The organism is Microbacterium sp. NPDC055455, assembly GCF_053619935.1.
This window is the reverse complement of record NZ_JBSHLB010000006.1, coordinates 141,394-157,297: the sequence shown is the minus strand read 5'-3', so window position 1 is coordinate 157,297 and position 15,904 is coordinate 141,394. Positions and strand designations below refer to the sequence as shown.

Genomic DNA, 15,904 nt, shown 5'->3' with positions numbered 1-15,904 from the left:
GTCATCCCTTGATGTACGGCTTGCCCGCTGCCGCGGGGCCGCGGATCTGCCCCGCGAAGCCGGCGACGGCGATGATGGTCACGACGTACGGAAGCATCAGCATGAACTCGCTGGGGATCGGCGTCCGCAGCACCGTGAGGAGGTTCTGCAGGTTCGTCGCGAAGCCGAACAGCAGCGCCGCCAGCGTCGCGCGGATCGGATCCCAGCGGCCGAAGATGACGGCCGCGAGGGCGATGAAGCCGAGGCCCGCCGTCATCTCCTTGGTGAACTGCCCCACCGAGACCAGCGTGAAGTACGCCCCGCCGATTCCGGCGATGGCCCCCGCGAGCGAGACGTTCCAGAAGCGGCTCGTGTTCACCTTGATGCCCACGGTGTCGGCGGCCTGCGGGTGCTCGCCGACCGCGCGCAGGCGCAGGCCCCACCGGGTGCGGTACAGGCCCCACGCCACCACCGCGACCGTGATGTACATGAGGTAGACGATGAACGTCTGGTTGAACAGCACCGGCCCGATGATCGGGATCTCGCCGAGCACCGGGATCTCCCAGCGCGTGAAGCGCACCGGGCGGTTGAGCTCGGACTCGTTGGGCACCAGCAGCGCGCCGTAGAGGAATCCGGTCAGGCCGGTGACCAGGACGTTCAGGACCACACCGACGATCACCTGATCGACGAGGTACTTGATCGAGAACGCGGCCAGCACGAACGCCACGAGCACGCCGCCGATCATCGCGCCGACGAGGCCGACGAACGGGTTGTGCGTGATGCTCGCCAGCAGCGCCGCGCTGAACGCCCCGAAGAGGAACTGACCCTCGATCGCGACGTTGACCACGCCGACGCGCTCGCCGATGACGCCGCCCAGGGCGCCGAAGATCAGCGGGATCGACAGCGACAGCGCGCCGAAGAGCAGCCCCGTGACGGGCACGAGACCGCCGGCGGAGGCCCACACCAGGAACGCGAACACGGCGAGGAGGCCGAACACGATCGGAAGCCACATGCCGGTGCGGCGATACGAGACCGCGTTCCAGAAGGCCAACAGGGTCAGCAGGACGAGCAGGACGATCAGGATCCAGCACGTCGGCGCCGTCGGGACGCTGACGTTCGGCAGCGCGATGGACGAGCCGGGGTCGCCCAGCCGGAACGTGCTGACGCCGTCGCGCGGCACGAGGAGGAACAGCAGGGCCAGCAGCACCGTCGCGATGGCGAGGGTGATGGGCATCTTCAGATGGCGGACCTTCACCGTGGAGTGCTGCACGGTGCTCCCTGCGGCGGGAGCGGGGGCGAGGGCGGTCATGCGGACACCGCCTTCTTCGCGGCCTTGGCTCTGGCCTTCGCGGCCTTCTCGGCATCGGTCTTGGGTAGGAAGAAGATCGTGCGGATAAGCGGCGGTGCGGCGATGAACAGCACGATGAGCGACTGCACGACCAGCACGATGTCGACCGGGATGCCCTGCGAGGCCTGCATCGTGAACGATCCGGCCTTGAGCGCGCCGAACAGCAGACCCGCCGCGAACACGCCCCACGCCCGGCTGCGGCCGAGGAGCGCCACGGTGATCGCGTCGAAGCCGATGCCCGCGTCGATGAGGCCGTCGAAGCCCGTGGTCACCGAGCCCTGGATCTGGTTCATGCCGGCCAGGCCGGCGAGGCCGCCGGCGAAGAGCATCGCGTAGATGTACATGCGCTGCACCGAGATGCCCGCCGCCCGCGCGGCGTGCGGGTTCTCACCCACGGCACGCAGCCGGAAGCCGAGGCCGGAGCGCTCGACGAGCCACCAGACGAAGACGGTGGCCCCGATCACGATGATGAAGCCCCAGTCCAGCAGCGGGAAGCGCGGCCCGAGCAGTTCGGGGAACTGCGCGTTCGCGGGGGTCGCCGACGAGATCGGCTGGTCCCCGGCGGGCCGCTGCAGGATGCCGGAGGTGCGCACCATCCACGTCACGAGGTAGAACGCGACGTAGTTGAGCATGATCGTGAGGATGACCTCGTGGGCACCGGTGCGGGCCTTCAGCACACCGACGATGCCACCCCAGATCGCGCCGCCGGCGATGCCTGCGGCGAGCGTCAGCGGCAGCTGCAGGAACATCGGGAGGTTGAGGTTGAACGTCAGCAGCGCCGCCGTCGCACAGGCGATGAGGATCTGGCCGCGACCGCCGATGTTGAACAGGCCGACGCGGAACGCCAGCGCCACGCCGAGGCCCGCGGCGATCAGCGGCGCCGCGAACCCGAGGGTGTTGGTCAGCGGGCGGATCTGCGTCGCGAAGTCATTGGCGCGGGGGTTGAAGATGGCGCCGCGGAACATCGCCTCGTACCCGCCGTACACCGCGTTCCAGATGGCCGCGAGTGTGTCGGTGGGGCGGGCGAAGAAGTACCCCGCCGCCTCCTGGACGTCCTCGTCGGTGAGCGCCATGAGGATGCCGCCGACGACCATGGCCACGACGATCGCGAGAACGGTCGTCACCCAGTTGCTGCGCAGCAGCTCTTTGATGAAGACGTTCTGCCGGGGCGGCGGCGGCACCTCGCCGTCGACGGCGCCGGGCGCGGTCGGCGAGGGTGCGGGGAAGTCGGGCGACCCCGTCAGGGGTCCGGAGACCGGGGGCAGCTGCTCGGGGGGCAAGCCGCCCTTCAGCGGTTCGCCGCTCGCGGCAGGGGTCTGACCGCTCACGCGACCGCCTCCTCAGGCTTCTCGCCGGCCATCATCAGGCCGAGAACGTCACGGGGGGTTCCGCCGGGCACGATGCCGACGATCGCACCGCGGTACATGACGGCGATGCGGTCGGCCAGCGCGGCGACCTCGTCGAGCTCCGTGGAGACGACGACGACGGGGATGCCGGCATCGCGGGTCTCGACGATGCGCTTGTGGATGAACTCGATGGAGCCGACGTCGACGCCGCGCGTGGGCTGCGCGGCGACGAGGAGCTTGAGGTCGCGGCTCATCTCCCGGGCGATGACGACCTTCTGCTGGTTCCCGCCCGAGAGCGTGCCGGCGGGCAGGTCCGGGCCCTGCGTGCGGATGTCGTACTCGGCGATCCGCGCCCTGGCGAATTCGTCCAGCACGCCCCGGCGGATCGTGCCGCCCGAGATGAAGGCGCTGTCGCCGGAGCGGTCGAGGATCAGATTCTCGGCGACGGTGAAGGTGCCGACGAGGCCGTCCTCGGTGCGGTCCTCGGGGACGAACCCGACACCCTCGTCGAGGATGCCGCGCACGCTCCTGCCGACGAGCTCGACGCCGTCGAGCTCGATCGAACCGGTCACGCGGTCGGCGAGGCCAACCATGGCCTCGATGAGCTCGGTCTGGCCGTTGCCCTGCACACCGGCCACCGCGAGGATCTCGCCGGGCCGCACGTCGAAGCTCACGTCGTCGACGACGACGGTGCCGTCGGCGGCGACGACGCGCAGATCGCGCACCTCCAGGCCGCCCGTGCCGGGCGTCGCCGGCTCCTTGTGGACGGTGAGCTCGACGGCGCGGCCCACCATGAGCGACGCGAGCTCGGCGTTGGACGCGGTGGGCGCGGCCTCGCCCACGACCTTGCCGAGCCGGATGACGGTGATGCGGTCGGCGACGGCGCGGACCTCGCGGAGCTTGTGGGTGATGAAGACGATCGAGGTGCCCTCGTCGCGCAGCTGCCGCATGATCGCCATCAGCTCGTCGGTCTCCTGCGGCGTGAGCACCGCGGTGGGCTCGTCGAACACGAGCACCTTCGCGTCGCGGGAGAGCGCCTTGATGATCTCGACGCGCTGCTGGACTCCGACGGGGAGGTCGCCGACGATCGCGTCGGGATCCACCTCGAACCCGAACCGGTCGGCGACGGCGCGCACGTGCTGGCGCGCCTTGGCGAGGTCGAGGGCGCCGAGCGCCTTGGTGTCTTCGTGGCCCAGCATGACGTTCTCGGCCACGGTGAAGACGGGGATGAGCATGAAGTGCTGGTGCACCATGCCGATGCCGGCGTTCATCGCGTCGCCGGGGCCGCGGAAGTGCTGGACGACGTCGTTCAGCAGGATCTCGCCCTCGTCCGCCTGATACAGGCCGTAGAGGACGTTCATGAGCGTGGACTTGCCGGCGCCGTTCTCCCCCAGAAGAGCGTGGATCTCACCCGGTTGGACCACCAGATCGATGTGGTCGTTCGCGACGAGGGAGCCGAACCGCTTCGTGATGCCACGGAGCTCGAGCTTCATATCTGCACCTTATATATCCATTCGGCGGTGGCGCCATGGTGGCTGCCGTGCCCGGAAGAACGCGGCCGGGTGGAATCGTCCACCCGGCCGCGTATCACACCTGCCCTGCCTTACGGCGAGCTGGGCGAGGTGACCTCGAGCTCACCCGAGATGATCTGCTCGCGCAGCGCGTCGAGCTCGTCGGTCAGACCCTCGGGCAGCTGCGACTCGAACGAGCCGAAGCCGGAGAGGCCGACGCCCTCGTTCTCGAGCGTGCCGACGTAGGGGGTGACGTCGAAGTCACCGGTCGACGCCTCGAGCGTGGCCTGGTAGACGGCCTCGTCGATGCGCTTCATGATCGAGACGAGCACCATGTCGGCGACCGACGGGTCGGCCACGGCGAGGTCGGAGTCCACACCGAGCATGACGGTGCCGGTGCCGCCGTCGGTGATGGCGTCGCGGGCGCTCTGGTAGATCGGGCCGCCGACCGGGAGGATGACGTCGACGCCCTGGTCGAGCACGCCCTGCATGGCCTGCTTGGCGGTGTCGTTGGCCTGGAAGCCACCGGTCATCGAGCCCTGCTGAGCCTCGACGTCCCAGCCGAAGGTCTCGACGTTGGCGCCCTTGTCCTCGTTGTACTTCTCGACGCCGTCGACGAAGCCGTCCATGAAGATGGTCACCGGCGGGATCGGGATGCCGCCGACCGTGCCGACCTTGTTGACGCCGGACTGCGCCGACCACGCGGCCGCGGCGTAGCCGCCGAGGTACGCGGCCTGGACCGTGTCGAACATGAGCGGCTTGATGTTGGGGGCGTCGGTGGTGCCGTCGCCGATGTCGTTGCCCTCGTCGTCCTTGGCGCCGGTGTTGTCGGCCCAGTCGTCGATGATGGCGTAGCTCACCTCGGGGTTGGCGTTGGCCGACGTGATGGTGTCGGCCGAGAGCTTGAAGCCGACCGACACGATGAACGTGCAGCCCTCGGCGATCAGGTTCTCGAGGTTCGGGGCATAGTCGTTGGCCGAGCTCGACTCGACCTCGATCGCCTCGACGCCGAGCTCGTCGGCGGCGCGCTCCATGCCCTCGAGGGCCGACTGGTTGAACGACTTGTCGTTGAAGCCGCCGTCGTCCGAGACCAGGCAGGGCGTGAAGCCCTCGACGACGTCGCCGCCTGCGTCACCGGTGGGGTCCGTCTCCTCCGGGGCGGAGCCGCAGCCCGCGAGGGCGATCAGCATGCCCGCGGCGACGGTGACGCCGACGAGCTTCTTGGTGCGTGAGATGGTCAACTCAGCCTCCACTACGTTCCCCCGCGGCCTTCACGGGGACTGCATCAAGTTACCCATTGTGACGCCGGAGTTGCATGCGTCCGGGCCCCCGCGAGCGGAATGGTTACAAAGACGCAATATCGCGAGACGAGTTCGATACCGGATGCCGCGGCTCGCGGCATCCGGTCCCATCACTTCCTCGTCAGAGCACCTCGCCGCGCCCGCTCAGCTTGAGCGCGTCGACGACGCCCTTCACCCGCTGCGCATGCTCGCTCGTGGTGACCAGGAGGGCGTCCTCGGTGTCGACGACCACGATGTCGCGCACCCCGATGACGCTGATCACGCGGCGGGTCTGGCTGACGACGATGCCGCTGGCGGCGTCGGACAGCACCCGTGCGTTCTCACCCAGGATCGCCAGATCGTTCTTGCGCCCGCCGGAGTTGAGCTTGGCGAGACTGGCGAAGTCGCCCACGTCGTCCCAGTCGAAGTGCCCGGGGATCACGGCGAGGCGGCCCTTCGCCGCGGCGGGCTCGGCGACGGCGTAGTCGATGGCGATCTTGGTGAGGGTCGGCCAGACGCGGTCCACGACCGGGCCGCGGCGGTCGCGGTCGTCCCAGGCCTCGGCCAGGTCCATGAGGCCCGCGTACAGGTGGGGGTCGCTCTCGGCGATCTCTCCCAGCAGCACGTCGGCGCGCGTGATGAACATGCCCGCGTTCCACAGGTAGTTGCGGTCGGCGAAGTACTCCTTGGCGGTCTCCAGGTCGGGCTTCTCCACGAAGCTCTCCACCAGGGCCGCCTCGGGCGCACCCTCCACGGTCAGCGCGTCGCCCTTGCGGATGTAGCCGAAGCCGACTGACGGCTCGGAGGGCTGGATGCCGATTGTGCAGATGTACCCCTCGCGGGCGGTGGCGACCGCCTGGCGCACGGCCCAGTCGAACAGCTGCGGCACGCGGATGACGTGGTCGGCTGCGAAGGATCCGATGATGACGTCGGGCTCCCGGCGCGCCAGGATCGCCGCGGCGAGGCCGATCGCCGCGGTGGAGTCGCGCGGCTCGGACTCGAGGAAGACGTTGTGGTCGGGGATGCCCGGGAGCTCCCTCTCCACGGCCGCGCGATGGGCGCGCCCGGTCACCACGGCGATGCGGTCCGCACCGGCCAGGGGCTCCAGCCGGTCCCAGGTGTCGCGCAGCAGGGTGCGCCCGGAGCCGGTGAGATCGTGCAGGAACTTGGGGGCGTCGGCTCGCGAGAGCGGCCAGAGCCGGCTGCCGATGCCACCCGCGGGGATGACGGCGTAGAAGTCGTCGATGCGTCCGGACATGACCCCAGGCTATCGGGCCGGTTTTCGCCGGGATGGCGCGCGCGTGGCGGGCGCATGACGACGGCGGCGGGCATCGCCTGCCCGCCGCCGTCGTGGAGGTCAGCCCCTTCTCGGCGAGATGCCGGGCGTGGCGTCGCGCAGCGACGCGAGCATGACGTCGAAGGCCGGCTTCGGCGAGAAGTCGTCCTCGAAGATCGTCGCCCAGCCCTCGCCGGGGAAGACGGCGGGAACCCACGAGTTGGCATCCGGGAAGCCCCACACGGTGAACGACGAACATGCGGGGACGTTCAGGCACGCCTCGAGCATCGCGTCGTAGCGCGCGGCCTGCTCGGCGACCTGGGCAGGCGTCGGGCCCGTCTCACCGTCGAGCAGCGGGATGCGCACGTCCGCTTCCGTCACGGCGACCTTCAGTCCCAGCGCGGCGAACCGCTCGAAGTTCGCCTGGATGGAGGTGTCGAAGCCGTACAGCAGGCTGAGGTGCCCCTGCGCGCCGAACCCGCTCAGGGGCACGCCGTCGGCGAGCAGGCGCTGCGCGAGGTCGTAGTATGCGTCGGTCTTCTCGTTGATGCCCTCGGCGTTGTAGTCGTTGAGGAACAGCACGGCGTCGGGATCGGCCTCGTGCGCCCAGCGGAAGGCATCCCCGATGAGCGCGACCGGGTCGTCGGCGCACGCCCGGAGGAACGGGTTGGCCTCGGTGCGGAGCCGGACCCCGCCCGCGTCCCAGTTGTCCTGGAAGATCTCGTTCGCGACGTCCCACTCGTAGATCTCGCCCTTGAAGTGGCCGACCACGGTGCGGATGTGGTCCTCCAGCACGGCCCGAGCGTCGTCGCAGGTCCACGTGCTGCTCGCCGCGGTCACCCAGGCCGGGTTCTGGCTGTGCCAGAGGAGCGTGTGGCCGCGGACCTCCTGGCCGTTCGCCTCGGCGAAGGCGACCAGCGCGTCGGCGGACGCGAAGTCGTACACGTCGGGCGCCGGGTGGATGGCATCCCACTTCATGTCGTTCTCGGGGGTCACCGAGGAGAACTGGGCGCCGAGGACCCGCTGCAGCTCCGTCGGCGCGGCGGGGTCATAGGAGAGGAGGTCCCGCTGCGCCCAGACGGCGCTGCCGATCGCGAGATCGCGCGGGGCCTGATTGCGCAGCGTGTCCTTGTCGGCGTGGCTGAATCCGGGCGGCTCGGCGTTGGCGGCCGTGCCCGCCCAGAGGGGCACCACGAGGGAAGCGGCGGCCGTGGCCACCAGAATCGATCGAAGGGATCGACGCATGGAGAACTCCTGACATCTTCGTCGGCGTCGCCGCAGCGACGCATATGTTCTTGTGTCCAACAAAAGCTAGGCGGGGTCTCCCGGGCGGGCAAAGAGTTTCGGCGGATTTTCGACACCGGCCGCGACCGGACCCGGCCGAGCGCTGCTGAGTGGGCCGCCGGGCGAAACAAACGGTGTTCTTCACGCATGCGAAGATCCCTCCGGAAGAAGGCACCGTAAGGATGCCCTTCGTCGCCCGTGCCCCGAATGCGGGAATAGGATGGACGCAGCGCCCGCGTGACGCCGACGGCCCGAAGCCCACCGTTTGGGGCCCTCTCCGGGGGCCGTCCTCGTCCGCCGAGGCCGCCCCACCGTGTTTCGATCCAAGGAGGACGCACGTGTCTGCACCAGCACGCGTCACACCGTCGGTATCCGAGACCACCTCCCGAGTCCCCCGCGGCACCCTCTACCGCGGGAACGAGGGCATGTGGTCATGGGTGCTCCACCGCATCACCGGCGTCGCCATCTTCTTCTTCCTCCTCGTGCACATCCTCGACACGGCCCTGATCCGGGTCGCGCCGGACGCGTACGACGCAGTGATGAGCTCGTACAAGAACCCGATCATGGGGCTCGGCGAGGTCGTGCTGGTCGGCGCCGTCGCCTATCACGCCTACAACGGGCTGCGGATCATCCTGGTCGACTTCTGGCCCTGGGCGACCCGCCACCAGCGCCAGCTGTGGTGGGGCGTCATCGCCCTGTTCCTGGCGACGATGATCCCCTTCGCCGTACGCCACCTGTCGATCGTCTTCGCCTACGGCTGGGGAGGAGAGCACTGATGACCCTCGGACAGACGCAGGGCGGCGCCGCGATCGCCGACCCCCGCTCCCCGCGCACCGCGGTGCGCCGCAAGGGACCGAACCTCGAGAAGTGGGGCTGGATCTACATGCGCGCCTCCGGCGTGCTGCTGGTGGTGCTGATCTTCGGCCACCTCTTCGTCAACCTCATGCTCGGCGAGGGCATCCACGGCATCGACTTCGCCTTCGTCGCCGGCAAGTTCGCCTCGCCGTTCTGGCAGTGGTGGGACGTGCTGATGCTCTGGCTCGCCCTCATCCACGGCGCCAACGGCATGCGGACGATCGTGAACGACTACGTCATGCACGACAAGACCCGCCGGGTGCTGGTGTGGGCGCTGTGGCTCACCGCCGCCTTCCTCATCCTCCTCGGCACGCTCGTGGTCTTCACCTTCGACCCGTGCATCCCCAACCTCAGCGACGGAAGCGTCCTGGCCGAGATCTGCAACGCCTGACGCAGACCCCCTCGCCACGACTCAGAACGCAGCACAGAACAGAGGCACCCCACACGTGAGCACTCAGACCGCGGACTCCTACGTCAAGGACGGCGTCCACTACCACCAGTTCGACATCGTCATCGTGGGGGCCGGCGGCGCGGGCATGCGCGCCGCCATCGAGGCCGGCCCCGGCGCGAAGACCGCCGTCATCACCAAGCTGTACCCCACCCGCTCCCACACCGGCGCGGCGCAGGGCGGCATGGCGGCGGCGCTGGCCAACGTCGAAGAGGACTCCTGGGAGTGGCACACCTTCGACACCGTCAAGGGCGGCGACTACCTGGTCGACCAGGACGCGGCCGAGATCCTCGCGAAGGAGGCCATCGACGCGGTCATCGACCTCGAGAACATGGGCCTGCCCTTCAACCGCACGCCCGAGGGCAAGATCGACCAGCGCCGCTTCGGCGGCCACACCGCCGATCACGGCAAGACCCCGGTGCGCCGCGCCTGCTACGCCGCCGACCGCACCGGCCACATGATCCTGCAGACGCTGTTCCAGAACTGCGTCAAGCTCGGCATCAACTTCTTCAACGAGTTCTACGTCCTCGACCTCATCACGGTGAAGAACGCCGACGGCGGCACCGAGATCGCGGGCGTCGTGGCGTACGAGCTCGCCACGGGCGACCTGCACGTGTTCCACTCGAAGGCCGTGATCTTCGCCACCGGCGGCTTCGGCAAGATCTTCAAGACGACCTCGAACGCCCACACCCTCACCGGTGACGGCGTCGGCATCATCTGGCGCAAGGGCCTGCCCCTGGAGGACATGGAGTTCTTCCAGTTCCACCCGACGGGCCTCGCCGGACTCGGCATCCTGCTCACCGAGGGCGCGCGCGGCGAGGGGGCGATCCTGCGGAACGTGAGCGGCGAGCGCTTCATGGAGCGCTACGCGCCGACCATCAAGGACCTCGCGCCCCGCGACATCGTCAGCCGCTGCATGGTGCAGGAGGTCGCCGAAGGACGCGGCGCCGGCCCGCACCGCGACTACGTGCTGCTGGACTGCACCCACCTGGGCGCCGAGGTCCTCGAGACCAAGCTCCCCGACATCACCGAGTTCGCCCGCACCTACCTCGGCGTCGACCCGGTGGTGGAGCCCGTGCCCGTCATGCCGACCGCGCACTACGCGATGGGCGGCATCCCGACCAACAACGACGCGCAGGTGCTCAGCGACAACACCACGGTCGTCCCGGGCCTGTACGCCGCCGGCGAGTGCGCGTGCGTGTCGGTACACGGCTCCAACCGCCTCGGCACCAACTCGCTCCTGGACATCAACGTGTTCGGCAAGCGGGCCGGCCGCAACGCGGTCCAGTACGTGCAGAGCGCCGACTTCGTGCCGCTGCCCGAAGACCCCGCCGCCGAGGTGCGGAACCTGATCGAGGGCCTGCGCAACAACCAGGGCACCGAGCGCATCGCCGTCCTGCGCAAGAAGCTGCAGGACGAGATGGACCGCAAGGCTCAGGTCTTCCGCACCGAGGAGTCGCTCGGCGAGGTCCTCGAGGTCATCGAGGAGCTCCGCGAGCGCTTCCGGAACGTGCACGTCGACGACAAGGGCAAGCGGTTCAACACCGACCTGCTCGAGGCCGTCGAGCTCGGCTTCCTGCTCGACATCGCGGAGGTCGTCGTCGTCACCGCGCGCAACCGCAAGGAGAGCCGCGGCGGTCACATGCGCGACGACTTCCCCCAGCGCGACGACGAGAACTACATGCAGCACACGATGGCGTACCTCTCGGGGGATGCCGGCTCGTCGAAGGCCGACGACCACATCCGCCTCGACTGGAAGCCCGTCGTGGTGACCCGCTACCAGCCGATGGAGAGGAAGTACTGATGGCCACCTCGGCAACCGACGTCATCGAGCGCACCGACGCCGACGCCCCCGTGCGCGCGCAGGAGACCGCGAGCGACACCGGCATCCAGTCGTTCCTCGTCACGTTCATCATCCGTCGCTTCGACCCGGAGGTCGACGAGGAGCCGCGCTGGGTCGACTACGACGTCGAGCTCTATTCGACCGACCGCGTGCTGGACGCGCTCCACAAGATCAAGTGGGAGGTCGACGGGTCGCTGACCTTCCGGCGCTCGTGCGCCCACGGGATCTGCGGCTCCGACGCGATGCGCATCAACGGCCGCAACCGCCTGGCGTGCAAGACCCTCATCAAGGATCTCGACATCTCCCAGCCGATCTACGTCGAGGCGATCAAGGGCCTGCCGCTGGAGAAGGACCTCGTCGTCGACATGGAGCCCTTCTTCGCGTCGTACCGCGAGGTGCAGCCGTTCCTCATCGCGAGCTCCACGCCGGAGCCGGGCAAGGAGCGCATCCAGTCCATCGTCGACCGCGAGGTCTTCGACGACACCACGAAGTGCATCCTGTGCGCCGCGTGCACCTCGTCGTGCCCGGTGTTCTGGACCGACGGCCAGTACTTCGGTCCGGCCGCGATCGTCAACGCCCACCGCTTCATCTTCGACTCGCGCGACGACGCCGGCGATGTGCGCCTCGACATCCTCAACGACAAGGAGGGCGTGTGGCGCTGCCGCACCACCTTCAACTGCACCGAGGCGTGCCCCCGCGGCATCGAGGTCACCAAGGCCATCGCCGAGGTGAAGCAGGCGGTTCTGCGCGGACGCCCGTAGACGCCGCGCACGCTGGACGACCGGATGCCGCATCGCACTGCGATGCGGCATCCGTCTGTCGATAATGTGAGGTCCGTGAGCCATCGGGACGACGCGCAGGAGAAGCCGCGCCGCCATGCGCAGGGCCACGAGCAAGCCCGGGACCAGGCCGACGCCGCCCAGCGCGAGGAGGAGTCGCTCCGCGCGCGGTGGGAGGCGACGCAGACGAGCCTGCGTCAGCGCTTCGACGAGCCGCTGAGCCGCGCGACGGCGATCACGCAGCGCACGCTCGCCTGGTTCCCGGTGCGCGTGTGGCGCCACTTCCTGCAGCACAACGGCTTCCTGCTCGCGGCGGGCGTGAGCTACCAGGCGCTGTTCGCGACGTTCGCGGCGATCTATGTGGCGTTCGCGATCACCGGCCTCTGGCTCGGCGGCAGCGAGCAGGCCATCGAGGGCCTCATCGACCTCATCAACAGCTACATCCCCGGTCTCATCGCGCCGGAGGGCGGGCTGTTCACCCCCGACCAGGTGACCGAGGTCGCCACGAGCAACGCCGGCGTGCTCGGCATCACAGGCATCATCGCGCTCGGCACCCTGATCTGGACCGCGATCGGGTTCGTCACCTTCACGCGCCGCGCGGTGCGCGACATCTTCGGCCTGCCGCCCGACAGCCGCAGCTACGTCTACCTGAAGGTGCGCGACCTCATCGGCGCCGGGCTGTTCGCGCTCGCCCTCGTGCTGGGCTTCGCGGCCACCTCGATCGGGACGTGGGCGCTCACGTGGGTGTTCTCGATCCTCGGCTGGGACGACGCGTCGGGGTGGATCGGGGTCACGGCCACCGTCGGCACGATCCTCATCTCGTTCGCCATCTACAGCGCCGCGCTCGGCGCGCTCATCCGCTTCCTCACCGGGACCGAGCTCCCCCCGCGGCGGATCATCCCCGGCGCCCTGCTCGGCGGGGGCGCGATCACCGTGCTGCAGCTGTTCACCGGCTGGCTCTTCATCTACACGCCGACGAACGCGCTGCTGGCCACCTTCGCGATCTTCGTCGGCCTGCTGCTGTGGTTCCGCATCATCGGCATCATCATGCTCGTCGCCGCCGCGTGGATCGCGGTGTCGGCACAGGACGAGGAGATCCCCCTCCTGCCGCAGACGGAGGCCGACCGGCTGGCGGCCGAGCATGCGGCGCTCCTGGTCGCCGCGCGCGTGCGCCTGCGCACCGCCGAGGAGGCGCGCGACAGCGCGCCGTGGTACCGGATCTGGACGGCGAACCGCGCCGTCCGCGCCGCCGAGGACGAGCTGGCCCAGGTCGAGGCGGCGACGCCGCCCGTGCAGAAGAAGGCCGGCAGCCTGTTCGAGTGAGTGTCGGCGGTGCCGGATAGTCTTGCCGTCGTGTCTCGCCGTGTTCGCATCGCCTCTGTCAACGTCAACGGGATCCGCGCGGCGACGCGCAAGGGCATGCTCGAGTGGCTCGACGCCGCCGACATCGACGTGATGGCGCTGCAGGAGGTGCGCGCGACCGAGGACGAGCTGCGCGCGGCCCTGCCCGGGTGGGAGATCGTCAACGACGAGGCGCTGGCGAAGGGCCGCGCCGGCGTCGCCGTGGCCAGCCGGATGCCCTCGGTCGAGGTGCGGCGGGTGCTCGGGCCCGCGGCGGAGGACGCCGCCGATGTGCTCGACAGCGCGGGCCGCTGGATCGAGGCCGACTTCGACATCGACGGCGAGCGCCTGATCGTGGTCAGCGCCTACGTCCACACCGGAGAGGCCGAGACGCCGAAACAGGACGCCAAGTGGGCCTTCCTCGATGCGATGGAGAAGCGGATGCCGCAGCTGCGCGCCGCCTCGCCGCTCGCCCTCGTGATGGGCGACCTCAACGTCGGGCACCGCGAGTTCGACATCCGCAACTGGAAGGGCAACGTCAAGAAGGCCGGCTTCCTCCCCCGCGAGCGGGCGTACTTCGACCGGTTCTTCGGCGACGAGGGTGCCGACGTCACGGGCGCCGACGGGTCGGTCGGCCCGGGCCTCGGCTGGGTCGACGTCGGCCGCCGGTTCCACGGCGACGTCGACGGCCCCTACACGTGGTGGTCGATGCGCGGACGCGCGTTCGACAACGACACCGGGTGGCGGATCGACTACCACCTCGCAACGCCCGAGCTGGGGGCGCGGGTCGCCGACTATCGCGTGGTGCGGGCGCCCTCGTGGGACACCCGGTGGAGCGACCACTCCCCCGTCGTCGCGGACTACACGATCGGCCGCTGACCGCTCGCCGAGCCGCGCCGGCACCCGCGGGCGGCGCGGAGCGGCGGCATCCGCTTTGTAGGATTGTCGGATGACCAAGTCGCGTCTCTATTCCGGCATGCAGCCCTCCGCCGACTCGCTCCAGATCGGCAACTACATCGGGGCCCTCATGCAGTGGCGCGATCTGCAGGAGTCCTACGACGCGTTCTTCTCGGTGGTCGACCTCCACGCGATCACCGTCGCGCAGGATCCCGAGCACCTCCGCGAGAAGACGCGCCGCACGGCCGCGCAGTACATCGCGGCGGGGATCGAGCCGTCGAAGTCGACGCTGTACGTGCAGTCGCACGTGCCCGCGCACCCCGAGCTCGCGTGGATCCTGTCGACGATCACCGGCTTCGGCGAGGCCGGCCGCATGACGCAGTTCAAGGACAAGTCGCAGCGCTACGGCACGGACGCGACCTCCGTCGGGCTCTTCACCTACCCGGTGCTGATGGCCGCCGACATCCTGCTCTACCAGACCGACATCGTGCCTGTCGGCGACGACCAGAAGCAGCACGTCGAGCTCACGCGCGACCTCGCCGAGCGCTTCAACAGCCGCTTCGGCAAGACGTTCCGCGTGCCGACGCCGGTCATCCAGCAGGAGACCGCGCGCATCTACGACCTGCAGAACCCGACCGCGAAGATGTCGAAGTCGGCCGAGACGGATGCCGGCGTGCTCTGGCTGCTGGACGACCCGGCGGTCTCGGCGAAGAAGATCATGCGCGCCGTGACCGACTCCGAGGGGTCGGTGCGGTACGACCGCGAGACCAAGCCCGGCGTGTCGAACCTGCTGGTGATCTACGCGGCGCTGACGGGCCGCCAGATCCCGGCGATCGAGGACGAGTACGCGGGCCGCGGCTACGGCGACTTCAAGAAGGGCCTGGCCGAGGTCGTGGTGAACGAGTTCGGTCCGGTGCGCGAGCGCGCCCTGCAGATGCTCGACGACCCGGCAGAGCTCGACCGCGTGCTGGCCGCGAACGCCGCCAAGGCCGAAGAAGTCGCCAACCGCACGCTCGCCGACGTCTACGACAAGGTGGGGCTGCTCCGCCGTACCCGCTGACTCCCCGGCCTGCCGCGGGCAACCCCACGCGCTCGGCCCTAGGCTGGGCCGATGGAGCCGGTCGTCCTGCGCACGCCTCGCCTCGAGCTGTCGCTCCCCCGTGAGGACGATGTCGACCTGATCCACGCGGCCTGCCAGGATGCCGACATCCAGCGGTACACCCCGGTGCCGGTCCCGTACGAGCGGGAGCACGCGGCGGCGTTCGTGGAGCGCATCCCGCGCGACTGGGAGGCGGGCCAGCACCTGACCTGGATCATCCGCGAGAGCGACCGCCTCGTCGGCACCATCGGGTTCTACCGCGTCGACGGACGAGGAGCCGGTGAGATCGGCTACTGGATGGCGCCCTGGTCTCGCGGCGGCGGTCGGCTCCGCGAGGCGGCCGAGGCGGTGATCGACTGGGGGTTCTCGTCCGACGGTCTGGGCCTGGTCCGCATCGAGTGGCGGGCGGTCGTGGGGAACGTCGCCTCTGCCAAGCTCGCCCGCACGCTCGGCTTCCGGTACGAGGGACTGCTGCGCGACGCGCTGACGGGCGCGCACGGGCGCGACGACGGCTGGATCGCCGGCCTCCTCGCGTCCGACGACCGCAGGCCGCAGCACTGGGCGGTCCTCGCGGACTGACCGGCCCCCGCCGGTCGCCGCGTACCCGGCGGGTTCGCC

At 69.6% G+C, this 15,904-nt stretch carries 14 protein-coding genes; 8 read left to right on the top strand and 6 right to left on the bottom strand.

Features of this window, described 5'->3' with window-relative positions; all coding sequences use genetic code 11:
* Window position 1 precedes the first annotated feature (1 nt).
* The 6 genes from ACWGUG_RS15550 to ACWGUG_RS15525 form a co-directional block, all read right to left on the bottom strand.
* A complete protein-coding gene (locus tag ACWGUG_RS15550) occupies window positions 2–1,288 on the bottom strand; it encodes an ABC transporter permease (RefSeq protein WP_452325214.1) in 1,287 nt (428 codons plus the stop codon).
* Window positions 1,285–2,655, bottom strand: coding sequence for an ABC transporter permease (locus tag ACWGUG_RS15545; RefSeq protein ID WP_452325213.1), 1,371 nt, complete (start codon window positions 2,653–2,655; stop codon window positions 1,285–1,287). The genes ACWGUG_RS15550 and ACWGUG_RS15545 overlap by 4 nt, the downstream gene beginning before the upstream one ends.
* The gene (locus ACWGUG_RS15540; RefSeq protein WP_378882402.1) at window positions 2,652–4,166 is read right to left on the bottom strand and encodes an ABC transporter ATP-binding protein; all 1,515 of its coding nucleotides are present in this window, start codon (window positions 4,164–4,166) and stop codon (window positions 2,652–2,654) included. Before ACWGUG_RS15540 ends, ACWGUG_RS15545 begins: the two co-directional genes overlap by 4 nt.
* A 110-nt stretch (window positions 4,167–4,276) precedes the next feature.
* Complete coding sequence (locus tag ACWGUG_RS15535) at window positions 4,277–5,425, bottom strand: BMP family lipoprotein (RefSeq protein WP_452325212.1); 1,149 nt, start codon at window positions 5,423–5,425, stop codon at window positions 4,277–4,279.
* A gap of 181 nt (window positions 5,426–5,606) precedes the next feature.
* Window positions 5,607–6,722, bottom strand: a complete 1,116-nt coding sequence (locus tag ACWGUG_RS15530) for a mannose-1-phosphate guanylyltransferase (protein WP_336398403.1) — start codon at window positions 6,720–6,722, stop codon at window positions 5,607–5,609.
* 99 nt (window positions 6,723–6,821) lie between these two features.
* A complete protein-coding gene (locus ACWGUG_RS15525) occupies window positions 6,822–7,985 on the bottom strand; it encodes an endo-1,4-beta-xylanase (protein ID WP_452325211.1) in 1,164 nt (387 codons plus the stop codon).
* Between the two features lie 377 nt (window positions 7,986–8,362).
* Here ACWGUG_RS15525 and sdhC point away from each other — a divergent pair, with 377 nt between their 5' ends.
* From sdhC to ACWGUG_RS15485, 8 genes are all read left to right on the top strand, one after another.
* A complete protein-coding gene (gene sdhC / locus ACWGUG_RS15520; RefSeq protein WP_336398401.1) occupies window positions 8,363–8,800 on the top strand; it encodes a succinate dehydrogenase, cytochrome b556 subunit in 438 nt (145 codons plus the stop codon).
* Window positions 8,800–9,270, top strand: coding sequence for a succinate dehydrogenase hydrophobic membrane anchor subunit (locus ACWGUG_RS15515; protein ID WP_452325210.1), 471 nt, complete (start codon window positions 8,800–8,802; stop codon window positions 9,268–9,270). Before sdhC ends, ACWGUG_RS15515 begins: the two co-directional genes overlap by 1 nt.
* Window positions 9,271–9,325: 55 nt before the next feature.
* Window positions 9,326–11,131 carry a succinate dehydrogenase flavoprotein subunit gene (gene sdhA, locus ACWGUG_RS15510; protein WP_452325209.1) on the top strand — a complete coding sequence of 602 codons (1,806 nt, stop codon included), beginning with the start codon at window positions 9,326–9,328 and terminating at the stop codon, window positions 11,129–11,131.
* Window positions 11,131–11,931 carry a succinate dehydrogenase iron-sulfur subunit gene (locus tag ACWGUG_RS15505; RefSeq protein WP_336398398.1) on the top strand — a complete coding sequence of 267 codons (801 nt, stop codon included), beginning with the start codon at window positions 11,131–11,133 and terminating at the stop codon, window positions 11,929–11,931. Before sdhA ends, ACWGUG_RS15505 begins: the two co-directional genes overlap by 1 nt.
* A 75-nt stretch (window positions 11,932–12,006) precedes the next feature.
* On the top strand, window positions 12,007–13,272 hold the full coding sequence (locus tag ACWGUG_RS15500; RefSeq protein ID WP_452325208.1) for a YihY/virulence factor BrkB family protein: 1,266 nt from the start codon (window positions 12,007–12,009) through the stop codon (window positions 13,270–13,272).
* 30 nt (window positions 13,273–13,302) lie between these two features.
* Window positions 13,303–14,169, top strand: coding sequence for an exodeoxyribonuclease III (locus ACWGUG_RS15495; protein WP_336398396.1), 867 nt, complete (start codon window positions 13,303–13,305; stop codon window positions 14,167–14,169).
* A 70-nt stretch (window positions 14,170–14,239) separates the two neighbouring features.
* On the top strand, window positions 14,240–15,247 hold the full coding sequence (gene trpS / locus ACWGUG_RS15490) for a tryptophan--tRNA ligase (protein WP_336398395.1): 1,008 nt from the start codon (window positions 14,240–14,242) through the stop codon (window positions 15,245–15,247).
* 51 nt (window positions 15,248–15,298) lie between these two features.
* Window positions 15,299–15,865: a GNAT family N-acetyltransferase gene (locus ACWGUG_RS15485; protein WP_452325207.1), complete on the top strand. Its 567-nt coding sequence runs from the start codon at window positions 15,299–15,301 to the stop codon at window positions 15,863–15,865.
* Window positions 15,866–15,904 lie beyond the last annotated feature (39 nt).